This window comes from Rhodococcus sp. NPDC078407, from assembly GCF_044542515.1.
GTDB lineage: Bacteria > Actinomycetota > Actinomycetes > Mycobacteriales > Mycobacteriaceae > Rhodococcoides.
This window is the reverse complement of record NZ_JBITUQ010000002.1, coordinates 189,810-206,600: the sequence shown is the minus strand read 5'-3', so window position 1 is coordinate 206,600 and position 16,791 is coordinate 189,810. Positions and strand designations below refer to the sequence as shown.

Annotated in this window: 20 protein-coding genes; 11 read left to right on the top strand and 9 right to left on the bottom strand. The window is 62.5% G+C overall.

All coding sequences use genetic code 11. From position 1 onward, the window contains the following. Window position 1 precedes the first annotated feature (1 nt). On the top strand, window positions 2-622 hold the full coding sequence (locus ACIGGF_RS03405; protein WP_397520039.1) for a TetR family transcriptional regulator: 621 nt from the start codon (window positions 2-4) through the stop codon (window positions 620-622). Between the two features lie 317 nt (window positions 623-939). Beyond that, window positions 940-2,403 (top strand): PLP-dependent aminotransferase family protein, encoded by a 1,464-nt coding sequence (locus ACIGGF_RS03400; RefSeq protein WP_397520038.1) that lies wholly within the window; start codon window positions 940-942, stop codon window positions 2,401-2,403. A gap of 78 nt (window positions 2,404-2,481) precedes the next feature. On the opposite strand, the gene ACIGGF_RS03395 is transcribed toward ACIGGF_RS03400, so the two are convergent. Continuing rightward, a complete protein-coding gene (locus ACIGGF_RS03395) occupies window positions 2,482-3,585 on the bottom strand; it encodes a Fic family protein (protein ID WP_397520037.1) in 1,104 nt (367 codons plus the stop codon). A gap of 268 nt (window positions 3,586-3,853) precedes the next feature. Then, window positions 3,854-4,321: an SRPBCC family protein gene (locus tag ACIGGF_RS03390; protein WP_397520036.1), complete on the bottom strand. Its 468-nt coding sequence runs from the start codon at window positions 4,319-4,321 to the stop codon at window positions 3,854-3,856. Between the two features lie 99 nt (window positions 4,322-4,420). On the opposite strand from ACIGGF_RS03390, the gene ACIGGF_RS03385 reads away from it, so the two are divergent. Together ACIGGF_RS03385 and ACIGGF_RS03380 are read left to right on the top strand one after the other, a co-directional pair. Continuing rightward, the gene (locus tag ACIGGF_RS03385; RefSeq protein WP_397520035.1) at window positions 4,421-5,029 is read left to right on the top strand and encodes a ClpP family protease; all 609 of its coding nucleotides are present in this window, start codon (window positions 4,421-4,423) and stop codon (window positions 5,027-5,029) included. Further along, window positions 5,026-5,652, top strand: a complete 627-nt coding sequence (locus tag ACIGGF_RS03380; RefSeq protein WP_397520034.1) for a ClpP family protease — start codon at window positions 5,026-5,028, stop codon at window positions 5,650-5,652. Before ACIGGF_RS03385 ends, ACIGGF_RS03380 begins: the two co-directional genes overlap by 4 nt. On the opposite strand, the gene ACIGGF_RS03375 is transcribed toward ACIGGF_RS03380, so the two are convergent. Beyond that, window positions 5,610-5,912, bottom strand: coding sequence for a helix-turn-helix transcriptional regulator (locus ACIGGF_RS03375; RefSeq protein WP_032376144.1), 303 nt, complete (start codon window positions 5,910-5,912; stop codon window positions 5,610-5,612). The genes ACIGGF_RS03380 and ACIGGF_RS03375 overlap by 43 nt on opposite strands. Window positions 5,913-5,957: 45 nt before the next feature. Beyond that, window positions 5,958-6,395, bottom strand: coding sequence for a protein-tyrosine phosphatase family protein (locus ACIGGF_RS03370; protein ID WP_397520033.1), 438 nt, complete (start codon window positions 6,393-6,395; stop codon window positions 5,958-5,960). 369 nt (window positions 6,396-6,764) lie between these two features. On the opposite strand from ACIGGF_RS03370, the gene ACIGGF_RS03365 reads away from it, so the two are divergent. From ACIGGF_RS03365 to ACIGGF_RS03350, 4 genes are all read left to right on the top strand, one after another. Beyond that, on the top strand, window positions 6,765-6,902 hold the full coding sequence (locus ACIGGF_RS03365; RefSeq protein WP_397520032.1) for a hypothetical protein: 138 nt from the start codon (window positions 6,765-6,767) through the stop codon (window positions 6,900-6,902). A gap of 82 nt (window positions 6,903-6,984) precedes the next feature. After that, a complete protein-coding gene (locus ACIGGF_RS03360; RefSeq protein ID WP_397520031.1) occupies window positions 6,985-7,950 on the top strand; it encodes an ABC transporter ATP-binding protein in 966 nt (321 codons plus the stop codon). Continuing rightward, entirely contained in the window at window positions 7,947-8,744 is a 798-nt protein-coding gene (locus ACIGGF_RS03355; protein WP_397520030.1) for a hypothetical protein, read from the top strand. Before ACIGGF_RS03360 ends, ACIGGF_RS03355 begins: the two co-directional genes overlap by 4 nt. Before the next feature lie 44 nt (window positions 8,745-8,788). Continuing rightward, on the top strand, window positions 8,789-9,373 hold the full coding sequence (locus ACIGGF_RS03350; protein WP_397520029.1) for a TetR/AcrR family transcriptional regulator: 585 nt from the start codon (window positions 8,789-8,791) through the stop codon (window positions 9,371-9,373). A gap of 20 nt (window positions 9,374-9,393) precedes the next feature. Here ACIGGF_RS03350 and ACIGGF_RS03345 read toward each other — a convergent pair whose 3' ends face one another. Then, window positions 9,394-9,960 (bottom strand): class I SAM-dependent methyltransferase, encoded by a 567-nt coding sequence (locus ACIGGF_RS03345; RefSeq protein ID WP_397520153.1) that lies wholly within the window; start codon window positions 9,958-9,960, stop codon window positions 9,394-9,396. A gap of 158 nt (window positions 9,961-10,118) precedes the next feature. Further along, window positions 10,119-10,535 carry an SRPBCC family protein gene (locus ACIGGF_RS03340; RefSeq protein ID WP_397520028.1) on the bottom strand — a complete coding sequence of 139 codons (417 nt, stop codon included), beginning with the start codon at window positions 10,533-10,535 and terminating at the stop codon, window positions 10,119-10,121. Between the two features lie 113 nt (window positions 10,536-10,648). On the opposite strand from ACIGGF_RS03340, the gene ACIGGF_RS03335 reads away from it, so the two are divergent. Further along, window positions 10,649-11,320 (top strand): TetR/AcrR family transcriptional regulator, encoded by a 672-nt coding sequence (locus ACIGGF_RS03335; protein WP_397520027.1) that lies wholly within the window; start codon window positions 10,649-10,651, stop codon window positions 11,318-11,320. After that, window positions 11,317-12,249, top strand: coding sequence for a TIGR01777 family oxidoreductase (locus ACIGGF_RS03330; RefSeq protein ID WP_397520026.1), 933 nt, complete (start codon window positions 11,317-11,319; stop codon window positions 12,247-12,249). Before ACIGGF_RS03335 ends, ACIGGF_RS03330 begins: the two co-directional genes overlap by 4 nt. A 19-nt stretch (window positions 12,250-12,268) precedes the next feature. Here the strand turns inward: ACIGGF_RS03330 and ACIGGF_RS03325 are convergent, their stop codons facing one another. Genes ACIGGF_RS03325 through ACIGGF_RS03315 form a run of 3 tightly spaced genes read right to left on the bottom strand, consistent with a single transcriptional unit; the run spans window position 12,269 to window position 15,713 of the window. Next, window positions 12,269-13,024, bottom strand: coding sequence for an SDR family NAD(P)-dependent oxidoreductase (locus ACIGGF_RS03325; RefSeq protein ID WP_397520025.1), 756 nt, complete (start codon window positions 13,022-13,024; stop codon window positions 12,269-12,271). Next, window positions 13,021-14,577: a long-chain fatty acid--CoA ligase gene (locus ACIGGF_RS03320; protein ID WP_397520024.1), complete on the bottom strand. Its 1,557-nt coding sequence runs from the start codon at window positions 14,575-14,577 to the stop codon at window positions 13,021-13,023. The genes ACIGGF_RS03325 and ACIGGF_RS03320 overlap by 4 nt, the downstream gene beginning before the upstream one ends. Before the next feature lie 11 nt (window positions 14,578-14,588). Further along, a complete protein-coding gene (locus ACIGGF_RS03315; protein ID WP_397520023.1) occupies window positions 14,589-15,713 on the bottom strand; it encodes a DUF5938 domain-containing protein in 1,125 nt (374 codons plus the stop codon). Between the two features lie 239 nt (window positions 15,714-15,952). Here ACIGGF_RS03315 and ACIGGF_RS03310 point away from each other — a divergent pair, with 239 nt between their 5' ends. Next, window positions 15,953-16,609 (top strand): TetR/AcrR family transcriptional regulator, encoded by a 657-nt coding sequence (locus ACIGGF_RS03310; RefSeq protein WP_397520022.1) that lies wholly within the window; start codon window positions 15,953-15,955, stop codon window positions 16,607-16,609. Window positions 16,610-16,791 lie beyond the last annotated feature (182 nt).

The window sequence follows — 16,791 nt, the reverse complement described above, 5'->3', positions numbered from 1 at the left end:
CATGCCCGCAGCCGAACAGACGTCGACCCCCGGTCGATACCGTGAAGCGGCGTCCACTCTCGCGCGCGATACGGCGCTCGATGCGCTGCGCGAGTTGTTGCACGAGCGCAACTGGCGCAACGTCACGATGAGTCACATCGCCAAGGCCGCCGGGCTCAGCAGGCAGAGCCTGTACAACGAGTTCGGCTCGCGGCGCGGCGTCGCTCAGGGTTATGCCATCAGATTGACGGATCTGTTCGTCGCGATGTGCGAAACAGCTCTGTACCAACACGAGAACGATGCTGCGGCCGCTCTGCGCCAAGGTTTCTCGTCGTTCTTCGAGTTGAGCGGTCTGGATCCACTAGTACGCTCGCTGCACAGCGGCGACGCGCCGGAGGATCTGTTGCGCCTGATCACCACCGACAGCGAGGTGCTCATCGACCGGGCGGGCGAGCGTCTGGCGGAAACCTTCCAGCGAGGGTGGGTGGGCGCGAGCCCGCGACAAGCCGACGTCATCAGCAAGTCCATCGTGCGCCTGGCCCTGTCCTTCATCCCCGAGCCACCGGAAGACATCGCCGCAGCAGCCGATGATCTGGCGCTGCTGCTCACGCCGTTCATCGATTCCATCACCGACGGCAACTGACCCGGCCCCGATCCCCCCGACTTCGCAAACGCGTGCGCGTTTGCCAGGTGCGCGCAAAGTAGGCCCGGAATCGGTGGCGAACTCGCACGCGTATGACGAGTGCGCACGCGTTTGCCGGGGCACCGGCACATCAGTCGACGTGCACCCGGCTACGCGGAGGGCCTGAGGGGGCGCTCCTCCCACCGTCGCGTAGAGCAGCCACGGTCCATCCTGCTCCGACGATGGACAAGGCCAATAGAGTTCCAATTGCGATCATGAGACAACAATGGACCGTATTCGCACCGAATAGTGCAGGCCATTGTGCGAGAGTGGACTGCATGGAATCACTCGACGCCACCGCGATCTCGGCCCCGGAATTGGCTGCACGCATCGATCCGTCGACGTTGCGGAACAGGTCCGGCGGTCCGCTTTACCTGGTGATCGCCGACGAGTTGCGGCGGTTGATCGAGAACGGTGAGGTGTCTGCCCGGACACGCTTGCCAGCAGAGCGGGCGCTGTCGATCAGCCTGGATGTCAGTCGAGTCACTGTGGCGTCGGCCTATCGTCACCTCCGCGAGGCTGGCTGGATAAGCGCCCAACGAGGCTCGGGCACATACGTTTCCCCAACCGGTTCGTTGCCGGCGTGGGGTTCGCTCGCCGGCGATCGTGACGCTGCGCGATTGGAATTCGTCAATGCGTCACCGTCGGCTTCGCCCCTTCTGGCCGAGGCGTACGGCGTTGCGTCCGAAAGGATTCAGGGCCGATTCGCATCGGGCGGCTACGCTCCGTCCGGTCTGTTCGAGCTCCGTGAATCCATTGCCGCGTACTACCGTGGGCGCGGAGTACCGACCACTGCCGACAACATTCTCGTGACCTCCGGTGCCACCGATGCCATCCACGCGGTGTTGGCGACATTCACCGAGCCCGGTGCCCGGGTACTGGTCGAGCATCCGACGTATCCGGGTGTCGTCGAGCTGGTCCACTCTCTCGGCGGCCGTTGCATACCGGTGCCCATCGACCCGGACGACACCGACGAGTTCGTGGCGTCAGCAGACCGAGCCGCCCGGCAGAGCGCGCCCACGCTGGCGTATTTCATGCCCGACTTCTCCAACCCGTCGGGAGCTCGACTTCCCCTGGGCAGCCGCCGGCAGTTGTCCGCCACCATGCACCGCCACGCTGTACTGACCATCGTCGACGAGGTAGCGGCCGATCTGTCGTTCGACGGAGGGCCCGGTATCGAACCCTTCGGAGCGGCGACCCCTGACATCGCGACGGTGACGATCGGATCCATGAGCAAGACAGTGTGGGGCGGCATGCGAGTCGGCTGGGTTCGCGCCGAAGCAGGTTTGCTGGCGAGAGTCGCCGCAACCTATGCGCGACGCCAACTTTCGGCGTCCATTTTTGATCAACTCGCTGCGGTCGAGTTGATGGGCAAGTATGACGAGGTACGCCGGGTGCGCGCCGACACGTCGAGAGTCGCACGCAATCACACTGTGGCTCTGATGCGAGATCTATTGCCCAATTGGCGCTTTCGCGTTCCTGATGGAGGCCTGGCACTGTGGTGTCCCTTACCCGACGGCCTCCGATCCAGTGCCCTTGTCGCCGAAGCCAACTCTCACGGACTACTGCTGGCACCCGGGCTTCGATTCGGAACGGGATACGCATTCGACGATCATCAGCGTATTCCCTTTACCCGTTCACTGCCCGAAATCAGCTCTGCCGTGGAGATCGTTGCTCGCCTGAGTTCGGCGGGTGTGCCGACGCCGCCACTCGCGTCGAACACAACTGCGCCGGTGGTCTGAGACCCGACAACATGGCCATATGTAAAAAATGGGCTCGAATTTTCACACGTCGCCACGACATGTGAAATTTCTTGCCATTCAGCTCCGGACTGCGGGGTCTTCGGTTCTGACCAGCAGGCGAAGGAACTCTCTGTTGATGAACAAGCGATCCCGTCCGATTTTACTTTCCTGCAGCAGACCGGCTTCTACCAGTGCGTTCAACCAACCAGTTGCCGTCGGCCGCGAGACACCGCATCGAGAGACGACGGTGTTGATTCGGCAGTAGGGTTGCTCGAACAGCACCGACTGAAACTCGGAATCAGCCCCTCCTTTTGTGACTGCACGGGCACGCGTGCTGAAGTCGTCCTGAAGCGCGCGGATCGCTTCGATCTTGCGAAGCGTGTCGTTCGACGTCCGCTCTATGCCGGCAAGGACATACAGCACCCACGCTTCCCACGCCGCTTCTGACGTCACAGCCAGCAGTAAACGGTAGTAGTCGTTCTTGGTGTCGATGATGTATCGCGAGAGATAGAGCACAGGCATTCTGAGGAGACCCGCCTCGATCAGGAGCATCACATTGAGGATTCGCCCGGTTCGGCCGTTTCCGTCGGAGAACGGGTGGATCGCCTCGAACTGGTAGTGCGCGACGGCCATCCTCACCAGGGGGTCCATCCCGTCGTCGGCGTGTACGAAACGTTCCCACTCGCTGAGTTTTGCCTCGATCAGGTCGCGGCCTTCGGGCGGGCTGTACGTCACCTCACCGGTCACCGGGTTGCCGATGCGGGTACCGGGAGTTGCCCGAATACGCATCTCCCGCCCCTTGATGATGCTGCAGACATCGATCGCCGTGGCCGCCGTCAACCCGCGCTCGATTGTTCGATCGAAGCCCACTTTGAGCGCAGTCCGGTATCGAAGCGTCTCGCGAGTCGCTGGGTCGGCTCCCGCGTCGTCGTCGAGGTGCCTGAAGAGCTCATCGGTCGTAGTCACGATGTTTTCGATCTCCGAGCTCGCCTGTGCTTCCAACAACGGAATCGAGTTGATGAGCACCGTAGGGTTCGGTATCGATACAACTGCCTGGTCGAGCTTCGCAAGCGCAGTGTTTGCCGCGATGGCCGCCTTCAGTACCGCGCGCGTCTCCAACACGTCGGTGCCTGGGGGCGGTGGAAGCTGGTTGAACGGAGAGTCGGGTTGCCACGCGATCATGGGTGGACAATGCCACGCTAGGCGGAGATATGTAAAGAAACTGTCCGAATTTTTACACGTTCGGGCTATGTGCAAAGTTTCTTACTCGGAGTCGAACCGCCTCGAACGCTGTGAGCAGGTTCCTGACCCTTGGTCCACGCACCGCGGACATCCAGCCTTCGCAATCGCGTGCGCGTTTGCGAAGTGCGCCCAAAGTGGGCCCGGGATCGGCGGCGAACTTAGACGCGTCTGACGAAGGCGCTCGCGTTTGCGACCCTCCGCTCCGCCGTCAGCCCCGGGATTCCACGATCGTCTTGATTGCCGCCAATGTGCGCGGGATACCGTCGAGTGCGGCTCGGCTACGGGTGTCGATTTCCTGCTGCGCGTCGTCACCGAATTTGCTGTGGAACATTGCGATGCCGTCGGGCAGGAAGTTCCAGTTCTCGGTCAGTCGTGTGCCGCCGTCCACCGCTTCGAGTGTGTAACCCCAGCGGACGAAGTTGTCACCTACCACCCAGGCGAATTCGCGGCCGGGCTCGGCCACAGCCACAGTCGAGACCGTCTCCCACGTGCGGCCCGGCACCACGTTGCGGCCCGTGAACGTCGATCCGACGCCACCGCCGTCGGTTTCGTTCCACCAGCATTCTTGGCAGATCGGGCTCCACTCTCCCGTTCGGGTGATGTCGGAGACGACGGCGTACACGTCGTCGATCAGCGCAGCGATGACGGTGGAATCGGAGAACTCGAGTGCAGTCATCTCACCATTGTCCCTCTCGGTGCCGCGCAGCTGTGAGCAGCGTCGCTGCCCACAGCAGAACAACTGGTGTGCAACAGAATTCGGATTCACACTCGACTCATGAGCGAATCGCCTCGAATGTTCCCAGCCGAACTCCGCAACCAACTCCTCCGTCATCGCGTGCTCGTGCTCGACGGCGTACTCGACGACGACAACGGCACGGTTCTCACCACTCACCTACTTACCTTGGCCGCCGAGAACCCCTCCGCCGACGTCGCCCTATGGATCCATTCCCCGGGCGGATCGGTACCCGCCATGCTCGCCATCCGCGATGTCATGCGACTCATTCCCTGTGATGTATCGACCCTTGCGCTCGGATTGGCCTGCAGCGCCGGCCAATTCCTACTGTCGTCGGGAACCCGAGGCAAGCGATACGCCCTGCCGCATTCGAGAATTCTGATGCATCAGGGCTCCGCCGGCATCGGTGGGTCGGCCGTCGAAGTGGAGGTACAGGCCAACGATCTGCGACATACACGCGATACCGTGCTCGGACTCATCGCCGATGACACCGAGCAATCACGCGAGCAAATCTTCGACGACTCCCTCCACGACCGTTGGTTCACCGCCGACGCCGCTCGTGACTACGGGTTCGTCGACGCGATCGTCGACTCGTTCGACCAGGTCATGCCTGCACGACGGGTGTCCTTCGGAATGGAGATGGCCCGATGAGCACGTACACCATTCCCAATGTCATCACCCGAGATTCGCGCGGAGAACGCGTCGTCGACGTCTATTCGCACTTGCTCAGCGAGCGCATCGTCTATCTCGGCACCGGGATCGATGCAGGGGTCGCCAACGCGATGATCGCGCAACTGCTGCATCTGGAGGCCGACGCCCCCGATCAGGAAATCTCGATGTACATCAACTGCGAGGGCGGTGACACTGCTGCCATGCTCGCCGTCTACGACACAATGCAGTTCATCGGATCACCCGTTGCGACAACGTGTGTGGGGCAGGCAGTGGCAGCCGGGGCAGTACTGCTCGCCGCCGGTGCACCCGGTCGGCGTTCTGCGCTGACCCACAGCAGGGTGGTGTTGCATCAACCTGCAGCGCAGGGCCGAGGCACCATTCCGGATCTCATTCTTGCTGCGGACGAGATCGTCAGGGTGCGAGCCGAGATGGAGATGATCCTCGCGAAACACACAGGACGCGACGCGGCGAAACTACGTCACGACACCGACCGGGATCTGGTGTTGACGGCCTCTGCTGCGCTCGAGTACGGCGTCGTCGACCAGGTTCTCGGGGGACGTCAGGCAGCCATCAACGTCGCATCGCCACGCGACAGGTCGTGATGCGCGAGGCGTGAGATGTCCGCCATCGACGTACCCAATGCGCCGACGACGGCCGCAAGTATTTCGCTCGACGGGTCCTTGCGGCCACGTTCGACCTCCGACAAGTATTGCGGCGCAATGCCTGCGCGGGCAGCAGTCTCGGCCAGAGTGTCGCCGCGGGCGTGCCTGCGCTCGCGGAGCCGTCGACCGACCACCTCACGCCACAGCGGTTCGACTGCGCGCGCTGCTCGACGTTCATCGATTCGTATGACCTCGCCCATGATCGGAGCCTAGGCCTCGATTACCTGGTTGGTCGGCCATTCTGCTCAGAGCAGAGAGCTGGGCTTGACGAATGTCTTCGCGAATCGCCTCTGCCACGGCGTCTCCATCGCCCGAGGTGAGTAATGCCGTCGGACATATTCGACGGCTGCATCGCCCGGCATTCCGTCCAGTGCGACAAGGCAGGCCAGCGCGGTGCCGGTTCTCCCCACACCACCCGTGCACGCGATCTCTACTCTCTCGGTTGCGCAGCGGCGCAGTACCTCTCGAAGTACAACCCGCAGTTCTTCCGAAATGGACGGGAGCCAGAAGTCGGGCCAGCGAACCCACCGGCTGTCCCAGTCGAATACGCCGGGATCCCTGCCCTGCAGGTAGACCCCGAGATCCGGCAGTGGGCCGTCCGGCATCGAATCGCGCATGGCGCGTCCACGAACTACGCTGCCCGACGGCAACTGCAGGACGCCCGCGGTGTGTGTATGCCACATTCGCCCCACTCCTTCACTGCGTCGACTTCCCGAAGTATCGATACTGCGGTAACGTTCGGTCCACCAACCAGAAGCACTCACCGGTCCCGTCTCCGACATGGCGCATTCGATGATAATTCTGCACGAGAGGGCAATGCCCCCGTTCGTCCGGTGAACCCCCACAGGCCGCGCAAGGCGAGGACCGATGGTTGGGCACTCCAGTACATGGCACAGTGGCGTCGACGAGTCGAGTACTTGGAAGATCGCGTGAATCGAAGGCCAAGAGCGCTGTTCGACAATCGAGTGCCGATCTTGGCCGGATTCACAGGCTGTCCCGCATGCGATGGCCACTTCTTCGGCGACGGTCCGCGCGATGCATTGGAACGACTCATGAGACGCGATGGGCGTCGTGCCCACCGACTACGCGTCGCAGTCGCTCGGTTGGATCAGCGGTACCGCGACGTGACCGTCGAAGTCGATCAGTCGAGAACGATGCCGTGGTGGGAGCGCAGGGCACCGTGGGTGTGAAAACGCGATCAAGACGTCGGCATTGCCAAAACGACCCGGGCATGTCAATGTAAGTGGGCGCTCACTTACATTTGGAGGACCGATGATCGTCAGCACGAACGGGCTCACCCGAAAGTTCGGCTCACTACGGGCAGTCGATGACCTCAGCCTCGAGTTGCCGGAGGGCGGAGTGATCGGGCTGGTCGGGCCCAATGGTTCCGGAAAGTCGACGCTGATTCGCATGCTCCTCGGATTGATCGCTCCGACAAGCGGATCGGCTCATGTCCTGGGCAGTAGCATCGACACCCCACGCCTGTACGCAGGGAAGGTCGGCGCACTCATCGAGTCCCCTGCCTTCGTGCCCGCGCTGTCGGCACGCGCAAACCTCGGATCGATCGCAGCACTGCGCGGTATACCGAAGGCCCGGGTCGACGAGGTTCTCGACATCGTCGGACTCACCGGAAGAGGATCAGAGCCGGTTCGCAGGTTCTCCCTCGGCATGAAGCAGCGACTCGGTATCGCCGCGGCCTTGCTACCGGACCCGACGTTGCTCATCCTCGACGAGCCCACCAACGGTCTCGATCCTGCTGGCATCGTCGAGATCCGATCCCTGCTGCAACGGCTGGGAGCCGAAGGGCGCACCGTCGTCGTGTCCTCTCACCTCATGACGGAGATCGAGTCCATCTGCTCGCACGTCGTCGTCATCCGCTTCGGCATCCTGATGTTCTCAGGACCCATCGCCGAGCTCATGGATCGCGCGGACACGCACATCGACATCGAGCCGGAACACCACACCGACCTTGCGCGCCTGCGTGAGGTCCTGACCAGGAGCGGATGGACCGTGCACACCAAAACCTATGATGTGATCAGCATTTCGGCCGACGCGAGCGACTCGGCTTCCGTCAACCGCACCGCGGCAGAGGCCGGGATCACGTTGCAGACGATTACCGTTCACCGGGACAGCCTCGAGGCGGTGTTCCTGGCCATGACCGGATCCGACGACGGCGAGTTGGCCGCCGACCGCAAGGCTGCCCTACGCGGCCACAACGGAATCGGAGCGCAGCGATGACCGGCGTCGTGCTCAGCGACTTGATCCGCATGCGTCGACGCGGAGTCATTCTGAGCTGGCTGGGACTCACAGCCGCGTTCACGGTGCTCGTCAATTTCGTGATGTTCAGCGTCGTACCGCTGGACGGCACCCCGACCACGGACGGACCAGGCGTGGCATTCCCCACCGCGGACACTCTGCTGTCCTCCAACGGAATCGTCGCCGGCCTCGGCACCGCAGCATCGTTCTTCGGCGTAGTGACACTTGCCTTCTGGGCACTCACGGCAGCGAGCGACTACAGCACCGGACTTGTGCGCATCCTCGTCGCAGCAGAGCCTCGCCGATGGCTGCTGGTCCTCGGGAAATGGATGTCGCTCGCCGCCGTCACAGCAGCCATAGCCGCCGCGGCGACCATGCTGAACGTCATCGTCGCGCCAATGGCGGCACAAGCAGGTGGCTACTCCCCCGACGCGTGGACCGACGGTACCGCCGCCGTCGTGGCGAGCGCCTACCTGCACTTGTACCTGTCACTTCTCGTGTGGGGCACCATAGGTCTTGCGCTCGCGACGGTGACGAGATCGGCGGGGATCGCGATCGGCATCGGAGTCGGATACGTTCTGCTGGTCGAGGCGATCATTGCCGCGGTCGCCGGTGATGTCGCAGACTGGCTTCCGGGATCGGTCCTGACCGCACTAGCTCAGGGCGGGAACTCCACCATGTCGCTGCCGGCGGCATCGCTCATCGGTGCAGCCTACGTCGCCGTGGCACTCACCGCGTCGTTCACGGTGTTCCAACGACGCGACATCACCGACTGAGTACCCGCGGCAGACGGGCATTCAGGACACGGGAGGATGACATCATGCAGCAGCGGTCGAAGCGCACTCAGGATGCCCTGATCAAGGCGACCACCGAACTGGTCGCGGAAGTCGGCTATCACCGCGCCACGACGAGGGCCATCGCCGCGCGCGCCGGGGTGTCGGAAGGAACCATTTACCGCCACTACCCGGACAAGGAGGCGCTCTTCGGCGCGGCTGTTCTTGCCGGTCAGAGGGACGTGACCGGATGGATGGAGCAGCTACCCGGCCGCGCGGGAACTGCCCCGCTGGTCGACCTGTTGGAGGAGACCTTCACGCAGCTGTCGCGGCTGCGGGAGGCGGTCCTGCCTATGAACGCGGCGGCCTCCGCTGCTCGCCGCGACCTGGCCCCCGACGAACTCGAAACCCAGTTGCGAGCATTGGGCGGACCTCCCCTCCTGCTGTCGGAATTCATTGCAGCAGAACAAGAACTGGGAAACCTGTCACACGATCTCGACCCGGTACGGACCGCAGTGATGATTCTGGCGTCATTCCTGGGGGTTCAGACAAGCCCGCTCGGAGGTGCCAGCGGTCTGAACGCCCATGATATCCGGAAGTTCGCCGAGTTCGTCGCGAACGGCGTTACGTAGCCCTGCACACCAGCACGACATCATGGCACTGGCTTCGTCCACTCGATCGTGTGTCGAAAACCGATGCGGTGTTGCATCTTCGCGCCCGGTAGCCGCTTTTCGAGCATGTCACCGATCTCGTCGAAGCTCAACACCGGATCCTTGACCGGGAACGGTGGCGGCGGCGCTGTCACCGGACTCGGCCACGGGCGGTGGATGAATCCGATCAATGGATTGGTCACGATGGACACGGAATCCCACAGCAGATCTCGTGCGTTTCGCGGCGGCGCGAGTCCTACGACGAGCAAGCGACCATTGGGAGCGAGAATCCGTTCGATGTTGCGCAGTGCGTCGTCGATGTCGAGGTGATGCAGCACTGCCACCATGGTCACGAGATCTATCGAATCGTCTGCCCAGGAGTCGAGTTGGCGGTCGGTGATGGACGCGTTGTCCACAGCGGCAGAAGCCGCCTTTGCGATTCGACGCATCTCCCGATCGGCGTCGGCTCCGACGACGTGCTCGAAATGAGGAGCCAGGGCTCGCACCAGGCCACCCTGTCCGCAGCCCATGTCGAGTGCACGGCCGCGACTGTCGGGCAGATTCGCCAGAATCCAGCTGCGAAAGTAATCGTTGTGACTCCATGCGTGCCGCTAGTTCCAGCTCGCGAAGCCACTGGGCCCCTCTGCCTCCGATGAGGGACGTGCCCATTCGTCTCAGCACCACGGAACCCAGTATTCATGAGTACCGGCGCAAACGTCTCGACCAATCAAGCGGACCGCGCTTCCAAGACCTCCGCGAGTCTCTTCAGGTCCGCGGCGACCATGTCGAGGTCGCGCTCGAATTCTTCGTCGCTGAGTTCGATCTGGCGGACCGTGAACAGTATCTCCGCGCCCTGCGGATGACCGAGAACACGTACGGGATTGTTGACGATGGTCCCGGACGGCAACGTCACGTCATGATCGAGGACACCGAGGTCGTTGTGCGGCACGAAGCGGACCGTCACCTGCCCCATAGGGGATTCGACGAGAAGTCGATCGCCATCGATGGATACCGGGCTCTTCGCAAGACCGGCCGCCCATCTCGGAAGGTTCGCAGGATTCGCCACGAAGGCATACACCTCGTCGCGTGTGCGCCTGATGACTTGACTGACGTGCCGACTTGCCACGGCGGGTTCGTGGTTCATACAGCGACCCTACGTTCGACTCCCGTCCTGCAGGCATCTTTCGATCATGACTTGAACGTGTTCAAAAATGCAGTACAGTCAATTTTGAACACGTTCAGAAACGAGGGAAATCGATGGCACGCACGTCCGATACTCGCGACAAGGTGGTCGAGACAGCTCTACGCCTCTTTCGCGACGAAGGGTTTCAAGCAACCACCATGCGTCGCATTGCCGACGAAGCAGGCGTCTCGCTCGGGAATGCCTACTACTACTTCGCCGGCAAGGATGAGCTCGTCAACGAGCTGTACATGGTGATTCAGCGCGATCATCGCGAGCGTGCGCTCAGCGTTCTCGTCGACGGCCACTCACTGTCGGAGAACCTCGCCGCCGTCTTGCATTCCGGCCTGGACGTGATGGAGCCCTATCACGCGTTCGGTGGTTCCTTCCTACATTTGGCGTTGCCGACGAGCACGAGTTCCAGTCCGTTCTCGGAAGAATCGTCCGACGCCAGATCCATGGCTATCGACCTCATGCGAGTCACCCTGAACACGTCGAAACAGAAGGTTCCGGCCTCGCTGAAAGACGCTCTGCCAACACTGTTGTGGATGATCTACATGGGCGTCACCCTCCATTGGGTCACCGACTCGTCGGACAATCAGAAACGAACCCGCGCACTGGTCGACGGGCTCGTGCCCGTCGTATCGAAGGCAGTACGTCTCGCCCGCCTCCCGGTGGCGCGCGGATTGGTCACCGACATAACCGGTCTCATGCAACGAATGACTACTCCCGAAGGGCTCGAAAAATGAGTGACTCACCATCGACCGTCGTCTTGTGCGGTGCCTCCGGATATATCGGCCGGTACCTGCATCGTTACTACGAAGATCGCGGCATTCAGGTCAGGACCATCGGCCGCGGAACATCCAGCGACGCAACGTGGTCCGACCATCTCGGCCTCGTCGAGGTTCTCGACGGTGCCGATCTGGTCGTCAATCTCGCAGGCCGCTCGGTGAGCTGTCGCTACAACAAGAAGAATGCGGACGAGATCATGTCGTCGCGCATCCAGACGACGGCCCAACTCGGCCGCGCCATCGCCGACGTGGAGAACCCACCTGCGTTGTGGGTCAACGCCAGCACCGGCACCATCTACCGCGATTCGCGCGACAGGCCGATGGACGAACTGTCGGGCGAGCTGGGGTCGGGTTTCTCCGTCGAGGTGGCACGGGCATGGGAGCGTGAGCTGTTCGACGCAGATGTGGCCGTTCGCAAAGTGGCGCTTCGTATGTCGATCGTGCTGGGCGCAGGCGGCGGGGCCGTAAACCCTCTCATCGACCTGGCCAGAGTGGGGCTCGGCGGAAAGATGGGCGACGGCGGCCAGAAGTTCAGTTGGGTACACGTCGCCGATGTCGCTCGTGCCCTCGACCATCTCTACGACCGACCGGGCATCTCGGGGCCCGTCAACGTCGCCACACCGTTCCCGGTGACCAACGAGGACATGATGCAGCAGGTCAGAAATGCTCTGGGCCGCAGCCACGGTCTCACGACACCGGCATGGCTGCTCCAATTCGGTGCCAGAGTGATTCGCACCGAAGCCGAGCTGGTGTTGAAGAGTCGATGGGTCGATCCACAAGTGTTGGTTACCAGTGGTTTCGAGTTCGACTACCCCATACTGCAGGAAGCGCTGGCCAACATCGCGTCCGAGACGCCCTGCGGGTTACTCCCCGTCGCCCTGGGATGACGACGGGGAGCCCACGAACTCAGACGAGCGACGCCGAGAGTCCACCGTCGAGGATGTAATGGCTACCGGTGATCCACGACGCCCGGTCGGAGGCGAGGAACAACGTCACTTCCGCAATGTCCTGAGGTGTTCCCAATCGACCCTGCTTCGCGGCGACGAGGTCTCCGAACGGGATCTGCGTTGCGGCCTCGAAGTCCGGCACCAATCGGTCGACCATTGCGGTATCGGCAAATCCGGGGCACACGGCGTTCACCCGCACCCCCGACGCTCGCATCTCGATGGCGGCGACGCGGGTGAGCTGGATGACTGCAGCCTTTGTGGCACAGTACGACCCGAGCAATGCGGTACCGCCGACTCCGGCGAGTGATGCGATGTTGACGATGTTTCCCTTCGACTCGACCAGCGCTCCGATCGCGGCCTTCATCACCAGGAAGGTTCCCTTGACGTTGACGGAGTAGATCTTGTCGAAGCTTTCCGTCGACTGTTGAAGTAGCGGCGACGACACTTCGATTCCGGCGTTGTTGACGACGATGTCGAGTCCGCCGAGAATCGCCACCGCCTGCGCCACGGCACTCTGCACCTGACTCTCGTCAGATACATCGCAGTTCGCGATACCGGCTGCACCGATCTCCTCGGCCGTCTTCGCTGCTGCACTCTCGTCGATGTCGCTGACGACGACACGGGCGCCGCGCACGATGAACATCCGGGAGATAGCTTTTCCGATGCCGGCTCCGGATCCGGTCACGAACACTCGCTTGCCCTCGAACTCGGTCATGATGTACTTCCCTTCGATGATGAGTGAGCCATGATGCTGCGTACTTCGGTCTTGAGGATCTTGCCCACTTTCGAGCGGGGAAGGTCGATCCAGATCTGAATCTGTTTGGGTGCCTTGATGCTTCCGATGCGCGCCTTCACGTGGGTGATCAGATCCTCGCCGGACGCGTCGCGGCCGGGTCGCAACAGCACTGCCGCGGTGACGCGTTCGCCCCACTTGTCGTCGGGCATCCCGACGACGGCGCATTCCTTCACCGACGGATGCGACAGCAGGGCCTGTTCCACCTCGGCCGAGTAGACGTTGAATCCGCCCGTGATGATCATGTCCTTGGCACGGTCGACGACGTACAGATAACCATCGTCGTCGAGGTATCCGATGTCACCGGTGTGGTGCCATCCGTGCGCACCCACTTCGGCTGTGGCGTCGGGATTCTCGTGATAGCCCTGCATCACGAGGGGACCGCGTACGACGATCTCACCACGCTCGCCGCGCTCGACCAGCCCGCCGCCGTCGTTCATGATCGCCACCGTGGTCAGGGGTGTCGGCTTGCCGGCCGAGCTCAGCCTTTCTGTCGCAATGGAACCGTCGCTGCGGAAATGGTCGGCCGGAGCGAGCGTAGCGATCATGTTCGGTGCCTCGGTCTGCCCGAAGAGCTGTCCGAGAACAGGTCCGATGCGGGTGAGCGCCTCTTCCAGTCGAGTCGGCGACATCGGAGCCGCCCCGTACCAAAGGCATCGGAGCGACGACAGATCGGTGATGTCGAGATCCGGATGATCGAGCACGCCGTAGATCACCGTCGGCGGCAGAAACGCGTGGGTGATCCCGTGTTGCTCGACGAGGGACAGGAACTTTCCGACGTCGGGAGCACCCATGACCACGACGTGTCCGCCGAGGCTGAGGATGGGAAACGTCAGCACGCCGGCAGAGTGGGTCAGCGGTGCGAGCGCCAGGTACCGAGGCCGGTCCCCGAACGGGTAGCTCATCAATGCCGTTGCGGTGGAGGTCATCATGTTCTCTTCGGTCAGCCTCACCCCCTTGGGTTTACCGGTCGTGCCACCGGTGCCGGCGATCATGCACAACCCGTCCGCAGGTCTTCTCGCGGCAAGAGAATCGGAGGCGTGTTCGACGAGCCAGCTGTCGTACGAGACCGCTCCGGGTACATCGCCGTCCAGACAGACGAGCCATTCCAGCGCAGGCAGCTGGTTGCGAATGCGCCCGACGAGATCGGCGAAGGCTTTCTGGAAGAACAGGAAACGGCAGCCGAACAGCTCGAACAGTTGCCGGTTCTCGTCGGCTTCGTTGCGTGGATTGATGGGGCACCACACCGCCCCTGCCCGCGAGATGGCGAATACGCAGGTCAGCGCTAGTGGGTCGTTGGCGGAGAGCACGGCAACCCGATCACCGGCCTCGATCCCGTTGTGCTGCAATGCAGCGGCGATGGTCACAGTGTCGTCGTACACCTGGCCGTAGTTTCGGGTCGTGTCGCCGATGGTGAGACAGGGTGCGTATCGGCCCAGTGACACACCCTTGTCGAGGTAGTCGGACAGCCTCATCGGCCCTGTCCTCAGCTGTGGACAGTGACGATGGGTTCGAGCACCAGCCCGAACGCGCGGAGCACGCCGAACAGTTCCCGATGCCCGAAAGCCTGGCAGCTCGAGGCGAATCCGACCTTCTTCGGCGGCCCCTGCAGCAGGTGCGCCGCTGCGTAGGCGTTGAGCAGTGCGGTTTGCTTGTAGTTGCAGTTGCCGTGGATCACGGTGTGCACGCGACCGAGTGGTCCCGACGCGTAGACCGAGTCCAGTGAGGTGTTGATGCGCGGGTTCTCCCGAGGCGGCGTTTCGCTGCGCACCGACGACGACACCGTGTCGATGATCTGGTACTTCTCCGCGTCGGACTTGCCCTCCATCTGAGCCATTGCGGCAGAGATGATTTCGGGTACAGCCATCATCAGGGGCTTGTTGATGACGCCGCCGAGGGCGCGGGCGTTCGCTACGCGCGGATCGTTCTTGAACCACACCGGATGGGACGTGCCACCCCACGGAAGAGCCAGGCCCAGGTCATGCTGATCGGGGACCACGACCTGCATGACGCCGTCGTCCGGCCACTCGACGTACTCGTTCTGCTCCAGGTAGTAGGCCTTGGAGAACGCGGCGTTCGTGAGGATCGTATTGGTCGACGCGACCGTCGGGTGCCCCTTCCAGAAGACCTCGATGTCGAGAGTGTCCAGACCCGGCGTCTCGAGGCAGATGTTGGCAGCGATCTCACCGATGCTGTACATCTGCGCCAAACCTGGTGTGAGCACCAGGTTTCGGGATGCGAATTCGGCACCGTACTTCGCGTCGGCGTCGATCATCCAGTCCTGTTCGCCCGTGGTGTCGGTGTAGTGCGCACCGATCTCGATACACGCCTGCGCTACTTCGTGGCCGTACCGGGAAAACGGCCCGACCGTGTTGAGCACAATCTCGGCACCCCGAAATGCTTCGGCGAGGGCCGTTGCGGTGTGTTCGACCTCGACGACGTCGTACTCGACGGTCTCGATTCCGGGAATCACGTCGACGATGCCCTTGACCCGACCTTCGTCGCGTCCGGCAGCCACGAAGGGGATGTTGTACTCGCGCAGATATTCACAGATCAGTCGGCCGGTGTATCCCGATGCTCCGTAGACGACGACGCGCTTGTCGGTTGGCATTGAAAGTCCTCTCGTGATCGGCCCGTCCGCACGGCGGACCGAGATGGGTTGAGACTTCGAGCACCGGAGGAATGCGTATGCATCAACCGTTCCGGTGTGCTGTGAGTCACAGTAGGTTGGAATCTGAACACTCGTCAAGCTTTTTCTTGACGAGTGTTCAGAACTCGCCCATCCCGAGGTCCGTGAATGCGCCGACGGGCATACACTGGAGAAACCCACGCGCGGAAAGGACCCGGACCATGACACAGACGGCCGATCCGCGCGCGCGTATCGAAGAGCGCGCTCGCAACAAGTTCGAGTCCAAACGAACCGAACTCGCCCAGGCCACCCTGAATACGCTGGCCGAATTGGGCTATGCGCGCACCTCGCTTCGAGAGATCGCGCAGAACTCCGAGTACTCGCACGGCGTGCTGCACTACTACTTCACCGACAAGTTGGACCTCATCACGCACGCAGTGCGCCAGTACGAGGCCATCTGCGTCACTCGGTACGACGAGGTGGTCGCCAACGCGGTCGACGCCGCGGGCCTCTACGCGGACTTCGAGGCGAAGTACTTCGCCACTCTGGCCGCGGACGCCGGCATCCATCGGCTCTGGTACGACCTACGAAATCAAGCCCTGTTCGACGGCTCCTTCCGCAGCGACGTGCTCGAGATCGAGGAGCGTCGAGTGGACATGATCTGGCGGGTGGTGGCTCGATACTGCGAGCTTCACGGAACCACGCCGTCTCTCGATCGGGCGTCGGCGTACGTTCTACTCGACGGCATCTTTCAGCGGGCCCTTCTACACCACCTCGCGGGTGACACAGCCGAAATAGACTCGGCACGAACACAATTGCGCTCTGCATTCACCATGGTGGATTTCTCGAGTGAGGCTGCGCACCAAAATTTGCCCTAGCTCGACGGTGACATTCACTGCAGGTGTTCTCAGCCCACCGACCGCCGGCGCGCTTGGACGGATCATACTGGGATAGAGCATGACAGGGCTGCAATGCGCCAGGTTCCGCATAGCAGTATCAGGTTCCGTAGCCGGACAGTTCGCACTTATTATCCAGGCATGGACTGCGTCGCATGCCGAAA